Here is a 22,265-nt window from a genome sequence, read left to right on the forward strand (position 1 = left end):
CGAGCGGTGCCCCGCGCCGGCCGACCCCGCGCCTCCCGCTGGCGCAGACCTCGCCGGCGCGGAGGCGGCGACCCCTCAGACCGCGGCGACCGGCACCTCCGCCTGGCCGGGTGGAGGTGCCGCGTAGCCCTGCCCGAAGGACTCGTACTCCGCCCGGGCCGTCTCCAGCAGCCGACGCCAGGACGTGACCGTGGGGCGTCGGCGCAGCAGCGCCCGCCGCTCCCGCTCGGTCATGCCTCCCCAGACGCCGAACTCCACGCGGTTGTCCAGGGCATCGGCCAGGCATTCGGTGCGTACCGGACATCCGGTACACACCGCCTTGGCTCGATTCTGGGCCGCGCCTTGCACGAACAGTTCATCCGGATCAGTCGTACGGCAGGCGGCCTGCGTACTCCAGTCGGTTGCCCAGCTACTCATGCTGGTGCCGTCCTCTCCCGAAATCGAGGCTCCCCCACGGCGACAAACGGCATATGCACCGTCGCCAGTTGAGGACGTTACGGAAGGCGAGCAAGCGACAACACCCCCGTCGGGCCCAATCTTGAATGGCCCGAACGGACTATGCGTGCGCGCGACATCACCCAACGGAGTGACCCCACGTCGGGCGGCTTGCCATGCGTCCGGGCGACCAGTTGTCTGTCATATGACGCCAATCTGGACGGCTCTCATCACTCGCAGGAGTGAGATTCCGGACGTTACGGCCCCTGCGCGCGGCCACCCTAGCCGAACATCCGCACTCGTGTTCGCTCTTTTCCCACGCGTGTTCGGCGGCTTCCTCTCTCGCCCCTCAGTTGAACGACCCCCACGCGCGGACGACGCCGGACGACGCCGGGCGACCCGGAGGGCCCGCGAACCCGGTGGCGCCGCAGCCCGCGGGGGCCTGCGGCGCTGGGGGAGCGGCCGGGCGTCGGGCTACCCTTGCCCGCATGGCAAACAAACGCTCGGGCGGTGGGCTGTCCGCGACGCAGCAGGCCGCCAAGTTCCTCGGCGTCAGCGTCCTCGCCGGAGCGGTCGCGGCCGGGATCGCCCTGCCGGCCGTCGGCATCGCGGGCCTCACCGCCAAGGAGACGGCGCAGGGCTTCGAGGAACTGCCGATCGACCTCAAGCGGCCCCCGCTCAGCCAGAAGACCCGCATCCTCGACGCCGAGGGCGGGCTGATCGCCGACGTCTACTCGCGCAACCGGGTCGTCGTCCCCCTGGACGACATCTCCCCGTGGATGCGGCAGGCGATCGTCGCCATCGAGGACTCCCGCTTCTACGAGCACGGCGCCGTCGACCTCAAGGGCCTCCTGCGCGCCCTGACGCGCAACGCCCAGAGCGGCGAGGTCACCCAGGGCGGGTCCACCCTGACCCAGCAGTACGTGAAGAACGTCTTCGTCGAGGAGGCGGGCAACGAGGAAGAGGCCTTCGAGTACGCCACCCGGAAGACCCTCGGCCGCAAGATCACCGAGCTGAAGTACGCCATCGCGCTGGAACAGGAGCTGACGAAGGACCAGATCCTGGAGAACTACCTCAACATCACGTACTTCTCCGAGCAGGCCTACGGCGTCGAGGCCGCCGCCCAGCGCTACTTCTCCAAGCCCGCCAAGGACCTCGAACTGCACGAGGCCGCCCTGCTGGCCGGCATCGTCCAGAACCCGAGCAAGTACAACCCGGTCGCCTTCCCGGAGAACGCCAAGGAGCGCCGCGACACGGTGCTGCGGCGCATGGCCGAGGTCGGCGACATCACGCCCGAGGAGTCCGAGGCCGCCCGGGGCGAGGAGCTCGGCCTCGACGTCAGCGCCCCCCGCCAGGGCTGCATCACCGCCGCCGACGAGGCCGGCTTCTTCTGCGACTACGTCGCCAAGGCCTTCCTCAAGAACCCGGCCTTCGGCAAGACGGACAAGGAGCGGCTCGCCCGCTGGAACCGCGGCGGCCTCACCATCCACACCACGCTCCAGCCCAAGGCCCAGGCCGCCGCGTCCGCCGCGTCCAAGAGCAAGGTCAACCCCGACGACGAGGTCGCCGCCGCCGTCGTCTCCGTCGAACCCGGCACCGGCAAGATCGTCGCCATGGCCCAGTCCCGGCCGTACGGGTTCAACGCCGAGAAGCACCAGACCATGCTCAACCTGTCCGTCAACCACGACATGGGCGGCTCGACCTTCGGATTCCAGGTCGGCTCCACGTTCAAGCCCGTCGTGGCCGCCGCCGCGCTGCAGAAGGGCATCAGCCCCGCCCACACCTTCAAGAGCGACTACAGGCACGAGTTCGACCTGTCGAAGTTCACCACGTGCGACGGACAGCCGTACAACCAGGAGAAGTACGACGTCCCCAACGAGCTGAAGACCGAGCGCGGCACCTGGGACATGACCAGCGCCCTGGGCATGTCCATCAACACCTACGCCATCGACCTCCTGCAGAAGACCGGCATGTGCGAGACGGCCAAGATGGCCAAGGCCATGGGCATCACCCAGGGCTCAGGCAAGCCCCTGGACATCCAGCCCTCCATGGCCCTCGGCGCTCAGCCCAGCAGCCCCCTCACCATGGCCGCTGCCTACGCCACCTTCGCCAACCGGGGCACGTACTGCGAGCCGATGGCGATCGAGTCCGTGACGGACGCCGAAGGCAAGGAACTGCGGCCCCCGGGCCCGAACTGCAGCTCCGCCATGGCTCCGAAGACGGCCGACACGATCAACCAGATGCTCAAGGGCGTCGTCGAGGACGGCACCGGCACCTCCGCCGGCCTGCCCGGCCGCGAGACCGCGGGCAAGACGGGCACGACCGACGAACGCCGCAACGCCTGGTTCGTCGGCTACACGCCGGAGCTCTCCACCGCCGTCTGGGTCGGCGGCGACGGCGCAAAGAAGGTGTCGATGTTCGACATCACCATCGGCGGCCAGTACTACGCCAAGGTCAGCGGCGGCGGCCTGCCCGGCCCCATCTGGCGGACGGCCATGTCCGGCGCCCTGGAGGGCGTGCCCGCCTCCGCGTTCAACCCGGTCAAGGTGCCGCGCGCCAAGCCGGACAAGGAGAAGAAGCCCAAGGACGACGACCGCGACGACGGCCGCCCCGGCGGACCTCCGCCGCCCTCCGGCGACCCGGAGTGGCCCGAGTTCCCCTGGGACCCGCTGACCGGCGGCAACGGCAACGGCGGCGGTAACGGCAACGGCGGCTGGACCGACGGTGGCACCACCGGGGGCTGGACCGACGGCGGCACCACGGACGGCGGCACGACGGACGGCGGAACCACCGACGGCGGCACGACGGACGGCGGCACCATGGGCGGCTGGGGCGGCACCACCGGCGAGCCGGGTTACCCGCCGAGCCCGCGGTAACGGCACCACGACGAAGGGCCCGCTCCCAAGGAGGAGCGGGCCCTTCGTCGTCGCGTCACGTCGGAGCCGTCACGCCCTCACCGGGACGGCCGAAAGGCGCCCGGACGAGGCAGCCGGCGGCGTCCGTCAGCCGAGGCGGCGTCCGTTGGCCGAGGCGGCCAGGTGGACGGCGGGTGGGACGCGGGCCGACTCCACGAGGGCGGCTCAGCCCGTGAGGGCCCTCTTCACAGCGGCGGCCACCCGGCCGCCCTCCGCGCGCCCCGCCACCTTCGGGTTCACGGCCTTCATGACCTGGCCCATGGCCTTCGGCCCCTCCGCACCCGTCTCCGCGATCGCCGCGGCCACCAGGGCGTCCAGCTCCTCGTCCGTCAGCTGCGCGGGCAGGTACTCGGCCAGCAACCGGCCCTCGGCCCGCTCCCGCTCGGCCGAATCCGCCCGGCCGCCCTTGTCGAAGGCCTCGGCCGCCTCGCGGCGCTTCTTCGTCTCGCGCGTGAGAACCTTCAGGACCTCGTCGTCGGAGAGCTGCCGGGCCTCCTTGCCCGCCACCTCCTCCTTGCTGATCTCGGACAGGGCCATCCGGAGAGTGGAGGAGCGCAGCTCGTCGCGCTCCTTGATCGCTGCGGTCAGATCATCCTGCAGCCGGGACTTGAGCGTGGTCATGCCCGTCAGTCTGCCAGCAATCCCCCACACACGCGTCCGCATAATCCCCGTGACCGCCGCACCCGCCCGCCCCACAGGCCGTACGATCACGAACAGCCCATCGGCACGGGAGGGGAGCCCTGTGTACAAGCCGACGGAACTCACGTCCGTACAGACCCGGTTGCGGCCGGCGCCGCTCGCCGAGGACGGCACGCCCGCCCTGTGGACGGCCCACGTCGCCGCCCTGGGCGCCGAAGCCGCCCGGCTCGCCCCCGACGTCCTCGACCCCGCCGAGGCCACCCAGGCCGCCGCCTTCCGCCGCGAGGCCGACCGCGCCCTCTACGTCACCTCCCACGTGACCCTGCGCCTCCTGCTCGCCGCCTACCTCGACCGCTCTCCCCAGTCCGTCCCCCTCACCCGGCTCACCTGCCCCGGCTGCGGCGAACCCCACGGCCGCCCCGCCGTCGTCGGCTCGCCCCTCCACTTCTCGCTCTCCCACACCGGCGACCTCGCCCTCGTCGCCGTCGCCACCGTTCCCGTCGGCGCCGACGTCGAGGCCCTCCCGTCCCCGGACACCGTCGGCACCGTCATCCGCTCGCTCCACCCCCGCGAGTCCGCCGAGCTGCGCGCCCTGCCGCCCCACGAGGCGCCCGCCGCGTTCACCCGTACCTGGACCCGCAAGGAGGCCTACCTCAAGGGCCTCGGCATCGGCCTCGCCCGCGACCCCGGCCTCGACTACATCGGCTCCGGCCCCACCGCCGCCGCCCTCCCCGGCTGGACGATCACCGACGTCCACACTCCCACCGGCTACGGCGCCGCCGTGGCCACGGCCACCTGACCCCCAGAGCCCCGCGGGTCCCGAGGCCGGCCTCCGTCCCCCGAGTCGAGCAGTCCCCCTCCCCTTGACCGTCCCGACCTGCGATCCCTCTGAGACCATGGACGGATGCGCGTGCGATACGGAGTTCCCCTGGGTGTGGCCGCCTTCGGCGCGGCCTGCGTCGGCTACGCGGTGGGCATCGAGCCCCTCGCCTTCCGCCTGCGCCGGATCAGCGTCCCCGTCCTGCCCCCCGGGATGCGCCCCCTGCGGCTGCTCCACGTCTCCGACATCCACATGGTCAGCGGCCAGCGGCGCAAGCGGCGCTGGCTCCAGTCCCTCGCGGCCCTGCATCCGGACCTCGTCGTCAACACCGGCGACAACCTCTCCGACCCCGAGGCCGTCCCCGAGCTCCTCGACGCCCTCGGCCCCCTCATGGCCTACCCCGGCGCCTACGTCTTCGGCTCCAACGACTACTACGGCCCCCGCCTGCGCAACCCCGCCCGCTACCTCATGGAGAAGGTCAGCGGCCGCCACGGCCTCAACGGCAACCCCCCGGTCGTCGGCGCCGTCCACAACCCCTGGGAACCCATGCGCGACGCCTTCGACGCCTCCGGCTGGGCCGACCTCACCAACGCCCGCGGCCGCATCAAGCTCGAGGGCTGCGACCTCGCCCTCACCGGGCTCGACGACCCCCACATCAAGCGCGACCGCTACGACCGGGTCGCCGGCGGCCCCGACCCCGCGGCCGACGTCTCCCTCGCCGTCGTCCACGCCCCCTACCTGCGCAGCCTCGACGCCTTCACCGGCGACGGCTACCCCCTCATCCTCGCCGGCCACACCCACGGCGGCCAGCTCCGCATCCCCGGCTACGGCGCCCTCGTCACCAACTGCGACATCGACACCGCCCGCGCCCGCGGCCTCTCCACCCACACCATCGACGACCGCCGCGCCTACCTCCACGTCTCCGCCGGCTGCGGCGCCAGCCGCTACACCCCGGCCCGCTTCGCCTGCCCCCCCGAGGCCACCCTCCTCACCCTCACCCCCCGGCCCCGCTGAGCCCCGCGAAACCGGATTTCGCGCTCACGCGAGCGTGGGCTAAAGTAGTCCCCGTTGCTTCGGGGTGTGGCGCAGCTTGGCAGCGCGCTTCGTTCGGGACGAAGAGGTCGTGGGTTCAAATCCCGCCACCCCGACTGTGAAGTAGCAGGTGAGGGCCGGTTTCCCAATTCGGGAAACCGGCCCTCACGGCGTCGGGTGACTAACTGAGTGACTACGGTTTTTGATCTTCGTCCTGAGTGCCTCCGAAGATCCCGTCCATCGCCGTCGCCCCGGACTGGATCACCGGTCGGATCTGCTTCCGGTAGACCTCTTCGGTGACAGCCGTACTGGAGTGGCCTACCAGCCGCGAGATCTCTTCCAGCGGTAGCCCGTTGTCGGAGAGCAGCGACACGAAGCTATGCCGTAGCTCACGAGGCGTCCACTCGTCGGGGTCGATGTCCTCAGCGCCCTTGACGGCCGTGCGGAAAGCACGTCGTACATTCGCCGAGTCGAGCTTGGTCCCCACATCGGACGCGAACACGAGACCGTTCTCCTGCCATCGCGCCCCGGCGGCCAGGCGTTGCCACCCCTGACGCTCCCGCTGGACCTTGAGAGCATCGACGCATCGCGCCGGCAGAGCGAGCGTCCTGCGGGACTTCCGTGTCTTGGTGTCGCCCGTGCGGCGGACAGATCGCCACACCGCGACGTGCGGTGGCACAGCGGGGGTTGCCGTGGGGTCGCCGACCAGGTCCACGTGATCCCAGGTGAGTGCCCGGAGTTCCTCCGTACGCCCGCCGGTGAGGAGCGAGACCACGATGTAGGCGTACATCGGCGAGTTCGCCGCGGCGTTGAGCACAGCCTCGGCCTGGGCGAATGTGAGGGCCTTCGACGGGCGTCCGGTCCGACCCTCGGGGATCTCGCACAGCTCCACCACGTTCCGCTTCACCTTGTCCCGCGCCATCGCCCGTTTCACCGCCCGGTTCAGACACGAACGCATCGCCTGGAGGGTGCGGGTGCTGTGGGTCTCCGCCTTCTCGGCAAGCCATCGGTCCACGTCTTCTGCGCTCAAGTCGCGCAGCTTTCGTGCCCCGAGAGCCGGGATGACGTGGTTCTTGCTGAGGCTCGCGTTGGTGTCCTTGGTCCTCTGGTCGCGGCCCGCGAGACCGTATGTCAGCCAGTCCGTCACGGCGTCCTTGACCGTGTAGCCGGAGGGTGCGATGGCGAGGCCGTCTTCGTAGTCCCTCAGCACCTCCTTCAGCTTGTTCTTGGCCTCGGTCTTCGTCTTGCCGCTGCCCTTCTTGACGATGCGCTTCCCCCGAGCGTCAAAGCCGAGGTGGACCGTGGCGATCCAGCGCTGCCTTCGTTCGTCCCAGTGGAGACCGCCGTCACCCCGGCTGCGTCGCTTGGTCACCGCTCACCACCCCTTGCTTCGCGCTCCAGCAGCGCGACGTACTCCTCGATGGCGGCGAGGGGGATGAGTCGCGTCCGCCCTTGCTTGACGGAACGCAGGCGGCCCCGGCGGATCTGCTCGTAGATCAAGGTCCGTCCCATGCTCAGCACGCGCATCGCGTCCTCGACCCGGTAGAGCATGGGCGTGGTCGGCATGGCTCGGTCCGGGGCGGCGACGCTCAAGGCTTCCTCCTCGTAGGGCGGTTGGGCGGTTCGCCGTGCGGGTCGGACCCTCGCCGCAGAAATCACAGAATCCGCAGAAAGGCGGCTACGACTGGTCTGACCTGCGGGGATAGGCAAGCGTTGGGCGGCGCCGCGGAAATCGCCGTAATCGCCGCAGAAACCAGCGACGGGGGCAGGGGCCCGGCCGGCGGAGCGGGTAGCAGGAGGAGCAGCCTGGTTGCTGCGGTTGGTCCGGCGCGATTTGTGCGGCGGTTCCGTGGCTTTCTGCGGCGACGTGGCACTGGGCCTCGGCTGGTTGCTGCGTCGCTGGCCAGCCGGGGTGCGCGCCGGATTCTGTTGTTTCTGCGGATTCTGCGGCGGCCGTCCGGAGCGCCGGGCGTTGGCAGCTGTGGTCATGCCTGGGCCTCCCGGAGCTGCGGGTGGACGAGGTACCGGGGTGCCGGCGGGCGTCCTCGCTTGCCGGTGCGGGGCGGGGTGTGGTTGCGGAGGTAGCCGTGGTCCTCCAGGAGGGCGAGGGTGGGCTCCAGGTCGGCCACGGTGGGGAACTGGGAGCGCGGCAGCTTGGCGAACAGGTCGCGGCGGCTGATGGTCTCCCACCCGCCCGTGGTGAGGACATCGAGGACCGTCCGGGCCCGGGCCTGGGTGGCGTCGGCGCCCATGAGGTCGAAGACGGCCAGGGCGTGTTCGGCGTAGTAGTCGGCCAGCTCGATGGCGGCCCGCATGGTGTCCTTGTCGATCGGCCGCTCGTGTCCGGCGTCCAGGTGGCTGCCGAGGTGGAGGAGCCCGGCAATGCGGGCGGCGGCGCCCACGAGCTTGCCCGCCCACTTACCGATGTGACCGAGCTTCCCGCCCTTGGAACGAAGCTGGGGTTCGATGCGCTCCTCGTAGGCGACGACCGTCTCGGAGGCGGCCGGGGTGAGGTGGAGGACAGTCGGGGCGGTCCAGCCCGCCAGGGCGAGCGTGAGCGTGGTGACGTTCTGCTCGTAGGTGGCGGCCACCTTCTCGGGCACGGGAGTCGGGTTGATGGTGCGGTAGCCGACGAGGGATTCGGGAAGCGCGTAGAGAAAGCGAGCGAGGAGGCCGCGGCCATCGAATCCACGGTTCTTGCCGATGTCCTCCAGCACGGTCGGCTGTACCGCGAGGCCCATCGTCAGGGCGGGCTGTTCGACGTACTCCTCCCGGCATCGCCGGTCCACCCGCAGCCGGTCACCGGCATGCCCCTTGAGAAAGACCTCCATGTTCGGGGTACCGGAATAGCGTCCGGCGATGATGTCGAAGATCCCGCCCTCGGCCGACATCACCGCGAGCCTGCCGCCCTGCTCGGAGAGCAGCGTCGAGACGACCTCGGGAGTGGCGTCGTCGGCCAGGAGTCGAGGCCGCACCGGCACGGTGAGAGCCTCGGCGGTCTGCGCCAGGTCCACGGCCTCGGCCACGAGCATTTCGCGTTCGGGCCCTTCGGCGTTGGCTGCCTTCCCCGCGGCCTTGTCGGCCGCCTCCCGGGCCACCTTCGCGGTGAGTTCGGCTTCCACGATCCTGCCGGCCGCTGCCTCGGCGAGCTGCTTCTCCGCCTCGTACAGCGGTCCGGTCATCGCCGAGAACACCGCTGACTTCCGGTTCGCCGGCGGGAGCGCCACGACCACGAACAGGTTCGTCGGCTCGCGCCAACGGCCGCGGACCTGGACGACGCTGCGGCCTGCGGCGGCGGTGGCCAGCACCGCCAGGGCGAGAGATCCCGCCATGTCGGACGGAGTCTGCGTTTCCTCCGCCAGCGCGGCGGTGAAGTCGGCCAGCCAGCCGGGGAGCGCATGGACGGGGAAGGGAGGCAGGGCCGGCCGGTGGCTGAGCGGGATCGGCTCGGACCACGTTTCGGGCACGGACTGGGTCCCGGCGGCCAGGGCCTCGCGCACGTCGTCGGGAGTCGACTCGGGAGCCGTCGCGGCCTGGACGAGGCGAGTTCCGGCCTCGATCATGCGGCGCCGGTCGGCCATTTCACGGACGATGCGCGCGTAGTAGTCGGCGTGCGCGGGCGTCGGGGTGCTCTGCACCAGCGTGTGAAGGTAGCCGTGTCCGCCGGCCCGGCGGAGGTCTCCCCGCTGGTCGAGGAAATGGGCGACCGTGATCGGGTCGATGGGCTGGCCCTGGCCGCGCATTTCGACGATGGCGCGGTGGATCGTCTCGTGTGCGGGGCGGTAGTAGTCACCGGGGTCGATCACCGCGCAGGCGGTGCTGATCGCGGCGGGCGCGAGCAGCATCGAGCCGAGGACGGCCTGTTCCGCTCCGGTGTCCTGTGGCGGAATGCCGTGCAGCGTGGCAGGGGTATCAACTGGCATCCTGGATGTCTCCTGTTCTGTCTCGTTGGGCGGGCAGGGGAAGCCGGGGGCGGCGGGCATTCCTTGGCCGGTTGGCCGTCGCCCCCGGGGCTTCAGTCGGCGTAGCCGATCGGGCCGAGTGCGTTGTGCGCGGTGTTCAGTCCGTTTTCCAGCGACTCGGCCGCCGTCCGGGCGAGGTCGAGGCCAGCGCGCAGTTCGCGCAAAGCGAGGTCAAGCCGCTTGCCGCTCTCGTCGGTGCGGAGCTGGCCGCGGGCCTCCAGCCGCTCCATGAAGTGCTGGATCTGGTCGATGGACTGTGGGAGCCGCTGCGCAAGCTGCTTGAGACCCGCGACGGTGGCGTAGGCGTCCCCGGGGTACTCCAGGCCGGCGGGCTGCTGGCTCCCGCGGCCGGGCCAGGTGGCGTGGTTGAGATCCCGGATCGCCGAGGCGGCGACGAAGGCGAGGTACTCGGGGGCCGTGTCGGTCACGGTCAGTTCTCCTTGTCGGACGGCGCGGCGAGGAGTTCGCCGAGGGTGCCGTCGAGCGTGCTCAGGCGATGCTCGATGGCGTGCCAGGAGTCCGGGTCGATGGACATGAGGGCGTGGGCGGCGGCGGGGCGGTCGTTCCGCCGCAGCGCTTCCATGGCGTCGCGGAGTTCGCCGGCGGCCATGAGCGTGATCCGGTCGTTCGGCACGGCTTCCCTCACAGGTTGGGAATGGCGGCGATGACGGCGGCGGTGAACTCGTTGATGGGCCCGGCGGCGCCGGTCGCGGCGAGGAAGTAGCCGAACCCGGCAGCGACGAACGCGGACCCGGCGCTGACGCTGTGGGACTTGAGCAGCAGCGCCAGGACGATGCCGAAGAAGAGGGCGAGGGAGATGGTGATGGCCATGACGGGTGTCCTTCCTGGGGTGGTGTGCGGGGTCAGCGGGTGCCGTCGTGGTGGGCGCGGGAGACGAGGTTGAAGAGGTGCCGGCCGAGGCGTATGCGCTTGCGGTCGCCGTGGCAGCGGGGACAGGTGCGGCCGGGGCGCGGGCGCCCCTTGCGGTCGGTGCGGATCTCGACACCGAAGCCCCGGCACTTGCGGCAGTTGCCGAACGGCGAGACGGCACACAGCGCGGCGTAACCGAGAGCGACGAGGAGGAGTGCGAAGCTAGCGTCAGCGGAGATGGGCACGGAGGGCCTCCAGGAGCCGTTTCAGGACGTGCGAGGGGAAGGGCGCTAGGCGCTAGCGCCCTGATCAGGGCAGGTATTGATCGCTAGTGGAGGTGCTAGACCTAGCGGGCGAGTCCGCTAGGTCTAGCGGCGATGCAGGGCTACGCAGCACCCCGGGTCTGGTCACGTTCTGCGACGGAGGCAGTGATGTCGGTGCGCTTGATGCCGCGCCGGTTGGCGCCCTTGCCGTCCTCGGTCTTGCCCCACACCTGACCGGTGGCGATGCGGTACGGCTTCAGAGCGGCGGTGAGCTGCTCGGCCTCCCACCCGCCGTAGACCTGCGGCCGCAGTTCGGCCAGGCGGGCCACAGCGGTCTCGTTCCACAGCTTCGGTTCGTCGGCGCCGATGACGGCCAGGAGGTCGGCCAACAGATCGAACGTGGCCGTCGGCTCAGCCTCCGTCTCCTCACCGAGGGCGTACCCGGCCAGCAACCCGGCGTCCTGCCGGGCCGCGCGGCCGCGCAGAGCGATGGCCTCGGCGGCCGGGGCGTCGATCTCGACGGCCCGGACGATGCGGGCGTCGGCACCTTCCCCAAGGAAGTAGCAGATGCCCTTGTCGCCCCAGGCGAACGTGGTTGCCCGGACGCCGCGCTTGTAGGCGCCGGTCCCGAGGACCATGTCGTTCTCGGTGTGGGACATGACCTTCAGGCACCAGCGGGCGCTGGCGTTCGCCGAGATGCCCTTGGGGAGGCTGTCGTCATCGGGCCGCTGAGTGGCCAGCAACAGGACGATGCCGAGGGCCGGTCCACGCTTGACCAGGTCGGTGCAGATGGCCTCCAGCTCCTTGCCGTGCGTGGGGTGCTCGAACCACTTCTGGCACTCGTCGACGGCGACGACGATCGGGTGCAGGCCGAGCGTGCGCTTGTCGGCGAGTTCCGAGGTGACCTTCGACTCCGGGCACACATCCCGGGGGAGAGACCGGATGACCTTTGTGCGCCTGCGCAGTTCGTTCTGCACCTCGCGCATCGACGTCAGGCCGTAGAGGATGTCCTCTTCCTCGTCGCCGGCCCGATGCCGGTAGGAAACCGCGTCCCCGACCGGATCCAGGTCGCCGGTGCCCTTCAGATCGAAGCTGTAGAGCTGTGCCCGCGGGTCGAGCGCAGCGATCAACATGAGCAGCCGCAGGAGGTACGTCTTCCCCATCCTGGGGATGGCGCCGATGACTCCGGCCAGGTACATGAGCGTGATCTCGACCCACCGGCCGCGCTGATCGGTGCCCCAGGCCACGGGAGCGAAGAGGTCGACAGAACCCGAGGCGGCCAGCGGCCAGGCGGGCTGCTTGGCCTTGTTCATGTCCTGATCGCCGACCCACAGCCGCAGACGGCCGGTGTGCTCGTCGGGTACCGGCTCGGGCCACACGCACCCCAACGGACGCCGCAGGCCGGACGCGAGGCGTTCGCGGCGGTCCATCACGTCCGCCACGGTCACGCCGTAGGGAAGGTCCCCCTCGGCCAGCCACCCCGGCCCGTCCCGAGTGATCGGGCTGGTGAAGACCAACGGATCACGCCCCTTGGCGATGGCCTGATTGATCTGCGCGATGCCCAGAGCGGACAGGGACCTCAAAACGATGTCGCTCGTGAGCTTCTGCACCTTGGGCGCGACCACGGCCCGCTGGATCAACGGGGCGTCGGCCGGCGCCCCCAACCAGCCGAGAGCGAGGGTCACCACGGCCCCGGAGAGGGCCAGGAGCCAGGCGGGGGCGAGTACGTACAGGGCCAGCGCGGAGACGAAGCCGGTGACCGAGGCGACGACCGAAACCAGGGTCCGCCAGCGGACGCGTCGGTCCCGCTGCCGGGTGAGCTTCAGGTACTCGGCCGCGTCCTCCTTGCGAGCGGCGGCCGCACGCAGCGGCTCGCCTTCCGCGTCGGAGACCCACCGCAGCGTGCCACCGAGGAACTTCGCGGCCCCGTGCGGCGACTGGACCGCCAGGCGACCCGCGTAGGCAGGGAGACGGACGGCGTGGAAGGCGGCCGTGTGTCCGAGGTGTCCGGCGAGCCAACCGGCCGCCGTGACGAACTCTGCCTTCGATTTCGCCCAAGCCGGGATGACGGGGCGACGCTTGGCCGCCCGGATCTGTGCCAGCAGACCAGGGCCGGCCGGAGCCGGAGCGTCGACCATCACGGCCGAGCCCGGGTCGGTCGGCGTTTCATGAGCGGCGGCGCTCTCGCGCACGGCGCGGGCCTTGTCGAGGTCGACCACGTCGGCACCGTTACCGGGCGCGGTGTGGCCGTTGTCGGCGTGCTTCACTGAGACTTCCTTCCATGCGAAGGGGTGGCGGGCCCGGCCGCTGCTTTGGTCGGTCGTGACCGGGCCCGTCACGTGCTGTGGGCTGCGGGGCCTAGCCGACGGCGCCGACCAGGGCGGGGCCGCGACTCCGTTCGGCTTGTACGGCCTTGATCTGCTTGCGGGCCCAGCCCTCGGAAAGCCCGAACTGCTTGCTGAGTGCGGCCGGCCCGATCGGCCGTCCGGCCGCCAGCGACTCGGCGTACACCTGTCGGGCCTCCAGCCGCTTCCGCTCCATCACCGCTTCCTCGTACGCCCGGTGGGCGGCGCCCGTACGCTCCGGCGGGTGAGCCTTGGGCGCGGCGGGCGTACGGGGCACGGCATGTGTGTTCACCGGGCTCGTACGCTCCGCCGTACGGGCTCCGGCCAGCGCCGTACGCCCACCCGTACGTCCCGCCTCGGCGCCCCTGGCGTCGTGTTCGGGGCGTTCGCGTACGGGCCGGACGGGCTGATGGTGAAGGACCTTGGCCACCAGGTCGGAGCCGAAGAAGATGGCGCCTACCGGCAGAGAGGTGGCCAGCAGCACCAGGGCCCAGTTCGCCGGACCCCAGTCCGCCAGCGGTACGCGTCCGGCGCTGCCGTACAGGCTGGGGGCGAGGCCGTGGACGTAGTTCAGGACCAGGGAGGCGAGGGTGTACCCGGCCAGCACCCGCAGGGCGAAGACCCGGTCCTTCCCGGTCAGCACCAGGGTCGCGACCAACGCGAGGGCCATCAGCCCGTCCACGACGAACGGATAGAGAAGGGCGGCGGTCGCATCCGCGCCGACCGCGCTGGCCACGTCCTTCAAGGCATTCCAGGACACCCGGAAGGCCATGCCGACGACGGCGACCAGGGCGAGCACGAGAAGCGTCTTGGCGCGACGGTTCATGCGGCGAAACCCCCCTGCGGGCGGCGTACACGGCGCCTCGTCGTGATCGGCACGATGTTCAGCAGCGCCGGCGTGTGGGCTTCCAACGCCTCCACCGCGATCCGCGAGACAGCGTCGATCAGCTCCGGGTTCTCGGTCAGGATGTCGCGGGCCGCGTCCTCGCGCGCCGCACGTTCCTGCGGGCTCTCGCCGTCCACCCCAAGCCACAGCTCCGGCGGGGTACCGAGCGCCAGCTCCACGAAGTCGTCCGCGGTGACAGCCTGATGGCTGCCGACGAAATACCTCACAGCTTCTCTCCTGGTGTTGGGCGGGCAGGGAAGGCCAGGGCAGCGGGCAGTCTTGGCCGGTTGGCCGCAGCCCATGGCAGATGACTCCGGCGAGGCTCGCCGCGTCACGTGACAGCTTGTACTAGCACGTGCCATCGCGCAAGCCCGCTCGTGGTTAGTGCTAGTGCGTACTAAGGCGTGGGTACATTCGAAGGCGTGACCATCGTTGATGACGACCCCCGGCTCCCCTACGAGCAGCTAGCCGACGACCTGCGCGGACAGATCCAGCGCGAGGAGATCGCTCCCGGCGGCAAGCTGCCCTCGGTTCGTGACCTCGCGAGGCACTACCGGGTCTCCCCGACGACGGTGCAGAAGGGATTGGGCATCCTTCGCGACGCTGGGTGGATCGTGACCTCCGGGCGAGGGAGCTACGCCCGCGATCCGCGAAGCGCGCCGCCGGCCAGCAACCAGACACTCCAACAGGAGCTTGAACGTCTCCGCAGCCAGATCACGGACCTCTCCGACCGGGTGCGAAGCATCGAAGAGACGCTCGCCAACCGCGCTGACACGTAGCGCTCTTGCCTTGCCCCGTCGCGCGGTCGACGTCCCCATGACTTTCTCCTCCTCTCCCGCCACCTACTCGTTCCGTCGGTAGGCTGGTTGCTGCCTGTGCATCGTTTGTAACGGCACCGGAGCACGGATCGCCAGGCATGCAATGTGGCCAGGCCAACGGGCCACAAAGGCCACACGGGGAGGACTCGGGGAGGCACGGTGGGGCAGAGGCCGAAGGAGTTGACCCCGGACGCGAGCCCGTGGCACCACCTTGGCGCCGAGATGCGCGCCTGGCGGAACCAGCGGGGCCTGTCGCTGGGGAAGTTAAGCAAGAAGATCCTGTTCAACCCCAGCTACATGGCCCGGGTCGAGCGCGGGGAACAGGCCGCATCCGCCGATCTGGTGTCCGCCTACGAGAATGCCCTGAGCGCGGGCGGTTCCCTCGTCCGCATCTACCGACGAATCACCGAGGGCGACAACGCCGAGGGACTCGTCCGTGGCCATGTGTCCAAACCGGGGCCTCATGTGTCCAACGGCGATGTGGCCCTGGTAGAAGACCCGGCCGGCCAGGCACCGTCATCGGAGGGGATTTCCGTCCCCGTCCGTACCGATGACGGAAGGATCATCTTCGTGTCCCTGTCTCGTCGCTCCTTGCTCGGCGCGCTGGGTACCGCGGCGGCCCTGTCGGCAACCCCGCAGGCCGCTGCCGCTGCGAGCCTCACGCCTACTCCGGCGATCCCGGATATGAACCCGCTTGAGCATCTCCGAGCGACTCGCCGAGTCCTGATCGACAACGACAACCTGTTCGGCGCCCACCAGGTCATACCGCTCGTTCAGCGCCAGCTCACGGCGATGAAGGCTCTGCGCGGGGAGCTGCGCGGCACCGACCGCAAGGAGCTGCTGAGGCTCCAGGCCCAGTACGCGGAGCTATGCGGCTGGCTCCACCAGGACACGGGCGACTTCAGGGCCTCTCAGCACTGGACACGAGAGGCCCTGGAAACCTCGCACATGGCGGGCGACCAGGACCTCACTACGTACATCCTTGCCCGCCGTAGCCAGCTCGCCGGCGACATGCGTGACCCCATCGAGGCCGTGGACGTAGCGGAAGCTGCCGAGGACATGGCGCCGCCCGGGAGCCGCCTCGCCGCCGTGGCTGCCACCTTCGGAGCTCACGGTCATGCCCTGCGCGGTGACGCCCTCGCCTCGGCGCGGGCCTACGAGCACGCTCACACGCTCCGGGAGTCGATGGACAGCGACCCCGACTCGCCCTGGGGCGTCTGGCTGGACGCGGCCTACATCGAAGTCCACCGTGCACACAGCCTCGCCCTGCTCGGCGATCACCAGAGCGCGGCGGAAGGCTTCCGGAAGGCCATCGCCGAACTCCCCGCCGGCTTCCATCGGGACCGTGGCGTGTACCTAGCGCGCGAGGCCGCGGCCCTCGCCGGAGCAGGAGAAGCCGAGCAAGCGGCCGTCCTCGGGCAGCAAGCCCTGAAGATCGGGATAGACACCGGCTCAGCACGTATCACCCGGTCGCTTGGCCAGCTCCATAACGACCTGAACCAGTGGCGTAGCGTTCCCAGCGTGGCCGAGTTCAGGGACGCCATGAACGACGCCGTCCTCCGGCAAGCCTGAGAACCCGGACCAACACGCTCAAGGAGACCACCTGTGCCTCGTCCGTACGTCCTGCTCAGCGTCGCCACGTCCATTGACGGCCACATCGACGACACGAGCTCCGCCCGGCTTCTGCTGAGCAACGGCGAAGACTTCGACCGCGTCGACGAAGTCCGGGCGGGGTCGGACGCCATCCTCATCGGCGCCGGCACGATGCGAGCTGACAACCCCCGCCTCCTGGTCAACAGCCCCGACCGCCGCGCCGCTCGTGCCGCCGCCGGAAAGCCCGAATACCCCCTGAAGGTCACCATCTCCGGCAGCGGTGACCTCGACCGCGACCTGAAGTTCTGGCACCACGGCGGGGAGAAGGTCGCCTACACGACCGACGCGGCCGAGGAGAAGCTCAGCGAGCGCCTGGCCGGCCTCGCCGACGTTGTCTCGACCGGCCAGGACCTCGACTTCGGCGCCGTCCTGGACGACCTCGGCGCCCGAGGGATCGAGCGCCTCATGGTTGAAGGCGGCGGCCAGATCCACACTGGCTTCCTTTCGGCCGACCTGGTCGACGAAATCCACCTCGCCGTCGCCCCCCTCGTCGTCGGCGACGCCGACGCCCCCCGCTTCCTCCACCCGGCCGACTACCCCTGGGAGTCCACCCGCCGCATGAAGCTGGCCGAGGTCCGCCAGATCGGCGACGTGGTCTTCATGCGCTACCTCCCGAAGCACGAAAGCGACGCGGCATGACCCGAGAAGACGACATTCGCTGGATGCGGCGAGCCATCGAACTCTCCCACAAATGCCCGCCCAGTCAGACCGCGTTCTCCGTTGGCGCGGTCATCGTTGACGCCGACGGCAACGAAATCTCCAACGGCTACTCCCGCGAAAACGACCCCCACGTCCACGCCGAGGAATCAGCTCTAATCAAACTCCCTGCCGACGACCCCAGACTCGTTGGCGCTACAATCTACAGCACTCTGGAACCCTGCACCGAACGCAAGTCCCGTCCATTTCCGTGCACCGAGTTGATTCTTCACTCACGGATCTCCCGTGTAGTCATCGCATGGGAAGAACCGGCTGTATTCGTTAAAGACTGCACAGGCGTAGAGACATTGCGTTCTGCTGGCATTACTGTCTCGGAGCTCCCCGCGCTGAGGTCAGAGGCCCAGGTCGTGAATAGACACCTACCGGGCATGTGAGAGCTATTTAGGCTCCTGAGTCGCTGAATAAGAGGAAATGGCTCAGAGTTGCTCTACCTCGTCCAGAGTGAGCACGGATCTATCAGGCCCAAAGCCCTTAACCTTCATTGTTGCAGGCCGCCCAGGTGGCGTATCCAGGATGCCCGTTACTACTACCCTACGGCGCTCTCCATGGTAGCGGGCGGCCCGCCTGTAGGTGTCTAGATCGAGATCGAAAGAGACAGAGCGAGGTCGTCCCGCGATGAGGGTTTCAAGCGTCACTCGGCCGATTTGCTCGTTCTTCCTGAGTGACATTTTTCGGATTACGCCGTATAGAACGGTCTCCGACGGCTTCTCGACACCCTTAAGCTCTTCGCCGACCTCCTCGATAAGCGTTGCTTGCTCTTGGGTGAATTTGATCTGATCCCGCAAATTCCCCGGCGAGGGTGAGGCGGTAGCCCATTTGAACGAGACATCGAACGCGGAGATGCCCCCCGCCCCAATGACCTCCAACACTGCCCTGCAAAGTTCAGTGGAGACACCCTCGTCTACTGAATCGATGACCTCGTCGCGAGAGGGTGCCAGCTCTCGAATCATCGTCATTTCGGCCAGAGTCTCCAGCGATCGAGAAAGAGTTGCAAGCACCCTCCTGTCAAAGTAGGATTCCTCCGATTCGACATGCAGGCGCGGAACTTTCTCTTCGGTCTGAATCGGGTACCCGAAACGCGCGCTGCTAATAATCGGGATTACGTATGACCCTGGGCGAGTCTGGCCGAGTCGCAGGCGGCGCGCATGTGCATGCGCCGCCTTAGGCATTGATCGCCCATAGTACCCTTGGCGTTGAATTGTTGCAGCAGCAGCAGAGACCATCAGTCGGTTTGCCGAGTTGAAGAGACTCATACCCGCTTGAAGTGAGATCGTACTCTCAGTAATGTCGTCGTCTGCTGCTCTAAGGTCCGTTACGTCCAGGAATTGGCGTGCAATATCGCGATGCACGTCCTCTGGCTTCCGGCGTTCATAACGCGCCACTTCAGATGTAAAGACGCCCAGCGTTCGCTTGAAGTCTTCAGCCTCAGCGTGTCGCGGGACTAGAACAGAAATTTCTGTATCGTCAGAGGCCTGCCAAAGCTCTGCCAACGCACCTGCGCGTGTGCGTGTCCAGCCGGTACGACTGAGGTACGTGACGAGTTCCTCAGGTCCTACGTCGGAGGTGATCATCAGATGGCCTCCCCCAGTGAAGCATTGGAACCGAAGAGCCTCTGGTCAGCGAAGTCAAACATCACATCGAGCCCGTATGAATCAAATCTCTGGGGGCTCGGCAGGTGTATTCGCGTCGTCTTGCCAGCAGCAGCAGGTAGATCTTGAATTTGCGCATAACGCCCATGGCAACGCATGAGCAGCGCCTCGGCGTCGTGCTCAAGCCAGGTTTCAATATCGCGAGGGACTACTACTAGCCCTAGATATCCAGGTGCTGTTCGACGAGGCCCCCTGAGTTTGTTATAGGTAGGGATGTCGAGATCGAACGCGTATGTCGTACCGTCGGCCAATATCTGAGGCTCGGAAGTGCACTTCATTTGAAGCTCAACCAACTGATGGTCACGCTTAAGTGTTGCGTCGACACCATCCTTGTCAACGTTCCAACTGGCGACGGTCGCCCCTGCCCGAGTGGCCACCGCAGACATGTAGGCGAGGCTGATCTGCTCCTGCTGCCAGGTTGCAGGGTGCCCCACGCGACCTCCTCGACGCTGTCTGACCACAACATAGCTCAGCGTAGTCGGAATCCACGTGCTGTTGGTCGTGCGGAGCCGAATTAGTACGTCAGGCGAGGCCCCTGCGCCTGCTGACGGTTGCCTGAACGAGCAGCGTGCGCACATGGCGACCTCCACGGCTCCAAGCGCGGCACCCAAGCCGCACCATCGACAGAATCGCACACCCATACGACACGGTGGGGCCTCGGCGACGCTGCGGGTGCCAACCGAGTGAAAACGGAGCTCAGCCCCAGCTAGGGCTCTGAAGTGATGTGGATTTCATAGGCGACCTCCCAGCGGGAGTCGGGCACGACGACGTCGGCGGTCTCCACCGGGCGGCCAGTGGTGTCGTAGTAGGTGCGCTCGATCCGAAGGAGGAGTTCGCCGACGTTGATACCCAGGAGGTTGGCCTCCTCCCGTGTGGCGCGGCCGGGGCGCGGGACTTCTACGGCTGTGTCCACCGTGACGCCGATGGACCGCATGCGTTCCACCACGCCGACGCCGGCCATCGGGCCCATCTCCGGCAGGAGGATGGGCGTCTGGTCGGTGAGCGCCATGGGTTCCCAGGACGTTGAGAGCTGTACCGGCTGGCCGTCGGCAAGGAACTCGTAGGCCGTGCGCACGCAGAGGTCGCCGGGGTTGATGGCCAGGCGCTGGGCAATGTCGTCCGGGGCTGGCACGCGAGCCTCGGTGTGGCAGTCCCATGATCCACGCTTGCCCTTTTCGTGCATGTCCGCACGGAAGGGGCTCCCGTTGCGCGACTCACGGTGTCGTGAGCGGACCATGCGCATCCGTTGGCGAGGCTCTCGGACGTAGGTGCCGGAACCGGCGCGGCCTTCGAGCACCCCTTCGACAATGAGCCGCTCCTGCGCTCTCTGCAGAACGTTCGGGCCGACCTCGTACTCCGCGGCCAGCTTGGCGCGGGATGGGAGGCGCTCGCCAACAGCCCACTCACCAGCCGTGATTCGGCGGCGAAGATCATCGGCGACACGCATGTACGGCGGCGGCTCATGACCCATGCTGCGGCTTCCCCGGGTGCGGCATCAACGGCTGTGCGGCCCTGACGGACCGCGTTGACAAGCTAATCCATCAGGTGCAAGCTAATTCATTAGAACCACGTTACGTGATCGATTGCTCACGAAGGAGACCTGTGGGTTCCCCGACTGCTCGCGCGGCCTCCCTCGCTGCACAGCTTGCCGCTGCGACGGGCCAAGAACCACGCACCTCCTTGGCGGGCGACCGGCTCCGTATCGAGGTCGACTTACCCGAATCGCTGACGGAGACGGCTTGCCGGGTGGTCCTTATCGCGCTTGGTACCGCCGACCGCTACGGCTACGAGCGCGTGAACGGTCACCAGTACGTCTGGGCCGATCTTCGCCAGGAGGAGACCGAGCAGCGCTGAGAGGTTCTGCCGTCGGTTTCCGCCACTCAAGGAGAGAAGATCCGTGGTCGGTTTCCTTGCCTGGGTCGCCAGGCGCATGTTCCGGAGCCTGTCACCGCCTTCCGGCCGTCACCGCCGGGCCGTTCCGAGTCCGTACGTGGTCAGCGGAGGCGGTCGGCACCGGTTGTCTGCGACGGCACCGCGCCGTACCCCTGCCATCGACTTCGAACCGCTGCTCGATCGGCCGCTTGTTCCTGCGTACCTCCTCTCCGCGGAGGAGCGGGAAGAGCGGCGCCGGCGGCAGCGACCGCGTCACCTGTACGTCGGCGCGCACGTCAGTCCGCCGTTCTCGCCGCTGGACGAACGAGCAGATCAACGTCTCGGAGGGGGCCAGTGATGGCACGAACAGCGAAGGAGGTGGCGCTCGATGTCACGGCGGCCACCATCCGGCGAGGAGACCGTCTCACTGTCGGTGGCCAAGTGATGCGGGTTCGCGATCTCGTGTCTCTTCCCTCCGGAGCGAAGCGCATCCGGTTCAGTACGGGGGAGACGTTGTCGATTCACTGCGGGACGAAGCTCACCGCATGGCGCGTAGTCCAGGGCTGGTGAGTGATGTCACCAGTAGCTTCGACATGTATCCGCTGTGGGCAGGGGCACCTCGAACTCATACTGGTGCAGATCATTGAGGTGGGCTCCGGACCTGGGCGGGGGCTCTACGCCTGCCCGGCGCCGTGCGCCGAGGAGTACGCCCGAGGCCCTTGGGCCCCGGACTGGCTGCAGGACGATTTGCGTCAACGGGGCTTGCGCGGAGGGAACGAGGCCAGCTCCGGTTAGTGACGGCCGCCTGCCGTGTGCCGGGCGCGTAAGTGGCAACTGCCGAGCCTCTAGCGAGTGTCTAACTGAGTGACAACGGGGGCGAACGTCGGCGGACGGCCGCGAACGTCGGCGAATGATTCGCGCAGGTCAGGGGGCAGGAACCGGGCGGCGGCCCTGGGGCCCGGATTGCTTCGGGACGAAGAGGTCGTGGGTTCAAATCCCGCCACCCCGACTGAAGGAACACAGGTCAGGGCCACCGACTCACGTGAGTCGGTGGCCCTGAGCCGTTCCTGGAGATCGTTTGGGAGAAATCCGGGAGAAGATCTTGGTCGGCGCTCTCCCACACGCTGCCGTCTCCCGCGACCACAGCGTGGTGCAGCCGGACCACGGACCCAGTGCGGTCGCCGACCTGACCCGTGAAGCTCGGTATCAGGAACGCCGGATCGAGCCCGTTTCATGCCCTCCTCCCTCACCCAGTGGGCACGCCTGTCCTCGCGATCACGCGACCAGGGGTGGCATGGTCGCGGACGCTGCGACCTGGCAGAAGGAACAAGTCAGTCGTGCCTTCGGGCACGCCTTGGCCACACAGGGCGGATACACGATCTGCGACTG

General features: G+C 68.5%; 22 protein-coding genes and 1 tRNA gene. 8 read left to right on the forward strand and 15 right to left on the reverse strand.

Annotated features, from left to right (window positions below; translation table 11 throughout):
• Positions 1-75: 75 nt before the first annotated feature.
• Positions 76-417 carry a WhiB family transcriptional regulator gene (locus HPT28_RS26850; RefSeq protein ID WP_257578515.1) on the reverse strand — a complete coding sequence of 114 codons (342 nt, stop codon included), beginning with the start codon at positions 415-417 and terminating at the stop codon, positions 76-78.
• A 506-nt stretch (positions 418-923) separates the two neighbouring features.
• Here HPT28_RS26850 and HPT28_RS12820 point away from each other — a divergent pair.
• Positions 924-3,311 (forward strand): transglycosylase domain-containing protein, encoded by a 2,388-nt coding sequence (locus tag HPT28_RS12820; protein ID WP_219091166.1) that lies wholly within the window; start codon positions 924-926, stop codon positions 3,309-3,311.
• Between the two features lie 204 nt (positions 3,312-3,515).
• Here HPT28_RS12820 and HPT28_RS12825 read toward each other — a convergent pair whose 3' ends face one another.
• Positions 3,516-3,971 carry a GatB/YqeY domain-containing protein gene (locus HPT28_RS12825; protein ID WP_219091167.1) on the reverse strand — a complete coding sequence of 152 codons (456 nt, stop codon included), beginning with the start codon at positions 3,969-3,971 and terminating at the stop codon, positions 3,516-3,518.
• A gap of 121 nt (positions 3,972-4,092) precedes the next feature.
• On the opposite strand from HPT28_RS12825, the gene HPT28_RS12830 reads away from it, so the two are divergent.
• The 3 genes from HPT28_RS12830 (at position 4,093) to HPT28_RS12840 (ending at position 5,957) form a co-directional block, all read left to right on the forward strand.
• Positions 4,093-4,788: a 4'-phosphopantetheinyl transferase superfamily protein gene (locus tag HPT28_RS12830; protein WP_308119194.1), complete on the forward strand. Its 696-nt coding sequence runs from the start codon at positions 4,093-4,095 to the stop codon at positions 4,786-4,788.
• 105 nt (positions 4,789-4,893) lie between these two features.
• Positions 4,894-5,823 carry a metallophosphoesterase gene (locus HPT28_RS12835; RefSeq protein WP_219091169.1) on the forward strand — a complete coding sequence of 310 codons (930 nt, stop codon included), beginning with the start codon at positions 4,894-4,896 and terminating at the stop codon, positions 5,821-5,823.
• Positions 5,824-5,883: 60 nt separating this feature from the next.
• Positions 5,884-5,957: transfer RNA gene (locus tag HPT28_RS12840), tRNA-Pro, on the forward strand.
• 77 nt (positions 5,958-6,034) lie between these two features.
• Here HPT28_RS12840 and xerC read toward each other — a convergent pair.
• The 10 genes from xerC to HPT28_RS12890 all read right to left on the reverse strand — a co-directional run bounded on the left by xerC (position 6,035) and on the right by HPT28_RS12890 (position 14,394).
• Positions 6,035-7,213 carry a tyrosine recombinase XerC gene (gene xerC / locus HPT28_RS12845; RefSeq protein WP_219091170.1) on the reverse strand — a complete coding sequence of 393 codons (1,179 nt, stop codon included), beginning with the start codon at positions 7,211-7,213 and terminating at the stop codon, positions 6,035-6,037.
• Positions 7,210-7,434: a helix-turn-helix domain-containing protein gene (locus tag HPT28_RS12850; protein WP_257578516.1), complete on the reverse strand. Its 225-nt coding sequence runs from the start codon at positions 7,432-7,434 to the stop codon at positions 7,210-7,212. Before HPT28_RS12850 ends, xerC begins: the two co-directional genes overlap by 4 nt.
• Before the next feature lie 392 nt (positions 7,435-7,826).
• Entirely contained in the window at positions 7,827-9,764 is a 1,938-nt protein-coding gene (locus tag HPT28_RS12855; protein WP_219091171.1) for a YfjI family protein, read from the reverse strand.
• A gap of 92 nt (positions 9,765-9,856) precedes the next feature.
• Positions 9,857-10,231, reverse strand: coding sequence for a DUF4011 domain-containing protein (locus HPT28_RS12860; protein WP_219091172.1), 375 nt, complete (start codon positions 10,229-10,231; stop codon positions 9,857-9,859).
• Between the two features lie 2 nt (positions 10,232-10,233).
• The gene (locus HPT28_RS12865; protein ID WP_219091173.1) at positions 10,234-10,437 is read right to left on the reverse strand and encodes a hypothetical protein; all 204 of its coding nucleotides are present in this window, start codon (positions 10,435-10,437) and stop codon (positions 10,234-10,236) included.
• Between the two features lie 8 nt (positions 10,438-10,445).
• Complete coding sequence (locus HPT28_RS12870) at positions 10,446-10,634, reverse strand: hypothetical protein (protein WP_219091174.1); 189 nt, start codon at positions 10,632-10,634, stop codon at positions 10,446-10,448.
• Between the two features lie 32 nt (positions 10,635-10,666).
• The gene (locus HPT28_RS12875; protein WP_219091175.1) at positions 10,667-10,918 is read right to left on the reverse strand and encodes a hypothetical protein; all 252 of its coding nucleotides are present in this window, start codon (positions 10,916-10,918) and stop codon (positions 10,667-10,669) included.
• A gap of 140 nt (positions 10,919-11,058) precedes the next feature.
• Positions 11,059-13,203, reverse strand: a complete 2,145-nt coding sequence (locus tag HPT28_RS12880; RefSeq protein WP_219091176.1) for a cell division protein FtsK — start codon at positions 13,201-13,203, stop codon at positions 11,059-11,061.
• 91 nt (positions 13,204-13,294) lie between these two features.
• Positions 13,295-14,107, reverse strand: coding sequence for a DUF2637 domain-containing protein (locus HPT28_RS12885; protein WP_219091177.1), 813 nt, complete (start codon positions 14,105-14,107; stop codon positions 13,295-13,297).
• The gene (locus HPT28_RS12890) at positions 14,104-14,394 is read right to left on the reverse strand and encodes a hypothetical protein (protein WP_219091178.1); all 291 of its coding nucleotides are present in this window, start codon (positions 14,392-14,394) and stop codon (positions 14,104-14,106) included. Before HPT28_RS12890 ends, HPT28_RS12885 begins: the two co-directional genes overlap by 4 nt.
• Positions 14,395-14,589: 195 nt before the next feature.
• Here HPT28_RS12890 and HPT28_RS12895 point away from each other — a divergent pair, with 195 nt between their 5' ends.
• The 4 genes from HPT28_RS12895 (at position 14,590) to HPT28_RS12910 (ending at position 17,729) form a co-directional block, all read left to right on the forward strand.
• Positions 14,590-14,946 carry a GntR family transcriptional regulator gene (locus tag HPT28_RS12895; protein ID WP_219091179.1) on the forward strand — a complete coding sequence of 119 codons (357 nt, stop codon included), beginning with the start codon at positions 14,590-14,592 and terminating at the stop codon, positions 14,944-14,946.
• Positions 14,947-15,144: 198 nt separating this feature from the next.
• The gene (locus tag HPT28_RS12900; protein WP_219091180.1) at positions 15,145-16,557 is read left to right on the forward strand and encodes a helix-turn-helix transcriptional regulator; all 1,413 of its coding nucleotides are present in this window, start codon (positions 15,145-15,147) and stop codon (positions 16,555-16,557) included.
• Positions 16,558-16,590: 33 nt separating this feature from the next.
• Positions 16,591-17,277 (forward strand): dihydrofolate reductase family protein, encoded by a 687-nt coding sequence (locus HPT28_RS12905; protein ID WP_219091181.1) that lies wholly within the window; start codon positions 16,591-16,593, stop codon positions 17,275-17,277.
• A gap of 23 nt (positions 17,278-17,300) precedes the next feature.
• Positions 17,301-17,729: a deaminase gene (locus HPT28_RS12910; RefSeq protein ID WP_257578520.1), complete on the forward strand. Its 429-nt coding sequence runs from the start codon at positions 17,301-17,303 to the stop codon at positions 17,727-17,729.
• 42 nt (positions 17,730-17,771) lie between these two features.
• Here HPT28_RS12910 and HPT28_RS12915 read toward each other — a convergent pair whose 3' ends face one another.
• The 3 genes from HPT28_RS12915 to HPT28_RS12925 form a co-directional block, all read right to left on the reverse strand.
• Positions 17,772-18,926, reverse strand: coding sequence for a hypothetical protein (locus HPT28_RS12915; RefSeq protein ID WP_219091183.1), 1,155 nt, complete (start codon positions 18,924-18,926; stop codon positions 17,772-17,774).
• The gene (locus HPT28_RS12920; RefSeq protein ID WP_219091184.1) at positions 18,926-19,438 is read right to left on the reverse strand and encodes a DUF4365 domain-containing protein; all 513 of its coding nucleotides are present in this window, start codon (positions 19,436-19,438) and stop codon (positions 18,926-18,928) included. The genes HPT28_RS12915 and HPT28_RS12920 overlap by 1 nt, the downstream gene beginning before the upstream one ends.
• 272 nt (positions 19,439-19,710) lie before the next feature.
• The gene (locus HPT28_RS12925) at positions 19,711-20,451 is read right to left on the reverse strand and encodes a GntR family transcriptional regulator (RefSeq protein ID WP_219091288.1); all 741 of its coding nucleotides are present in this window, start codon (positions 20,449-20,451) and stop codon (positions 19,711-19,713) included.
• Positions 20,452-22,265: the final 1,814 nt, after the last annotated feature.

The organism is Streptomyces sp. JJ38 (genome assembly GCF_019303475.1).
In the GTDB taxonomy this organism is placed as follows: Bacteria; Actinomycetota; Actinomycetes; order Streptomycetales; family Streptomycetaceae; genus Streptomyces.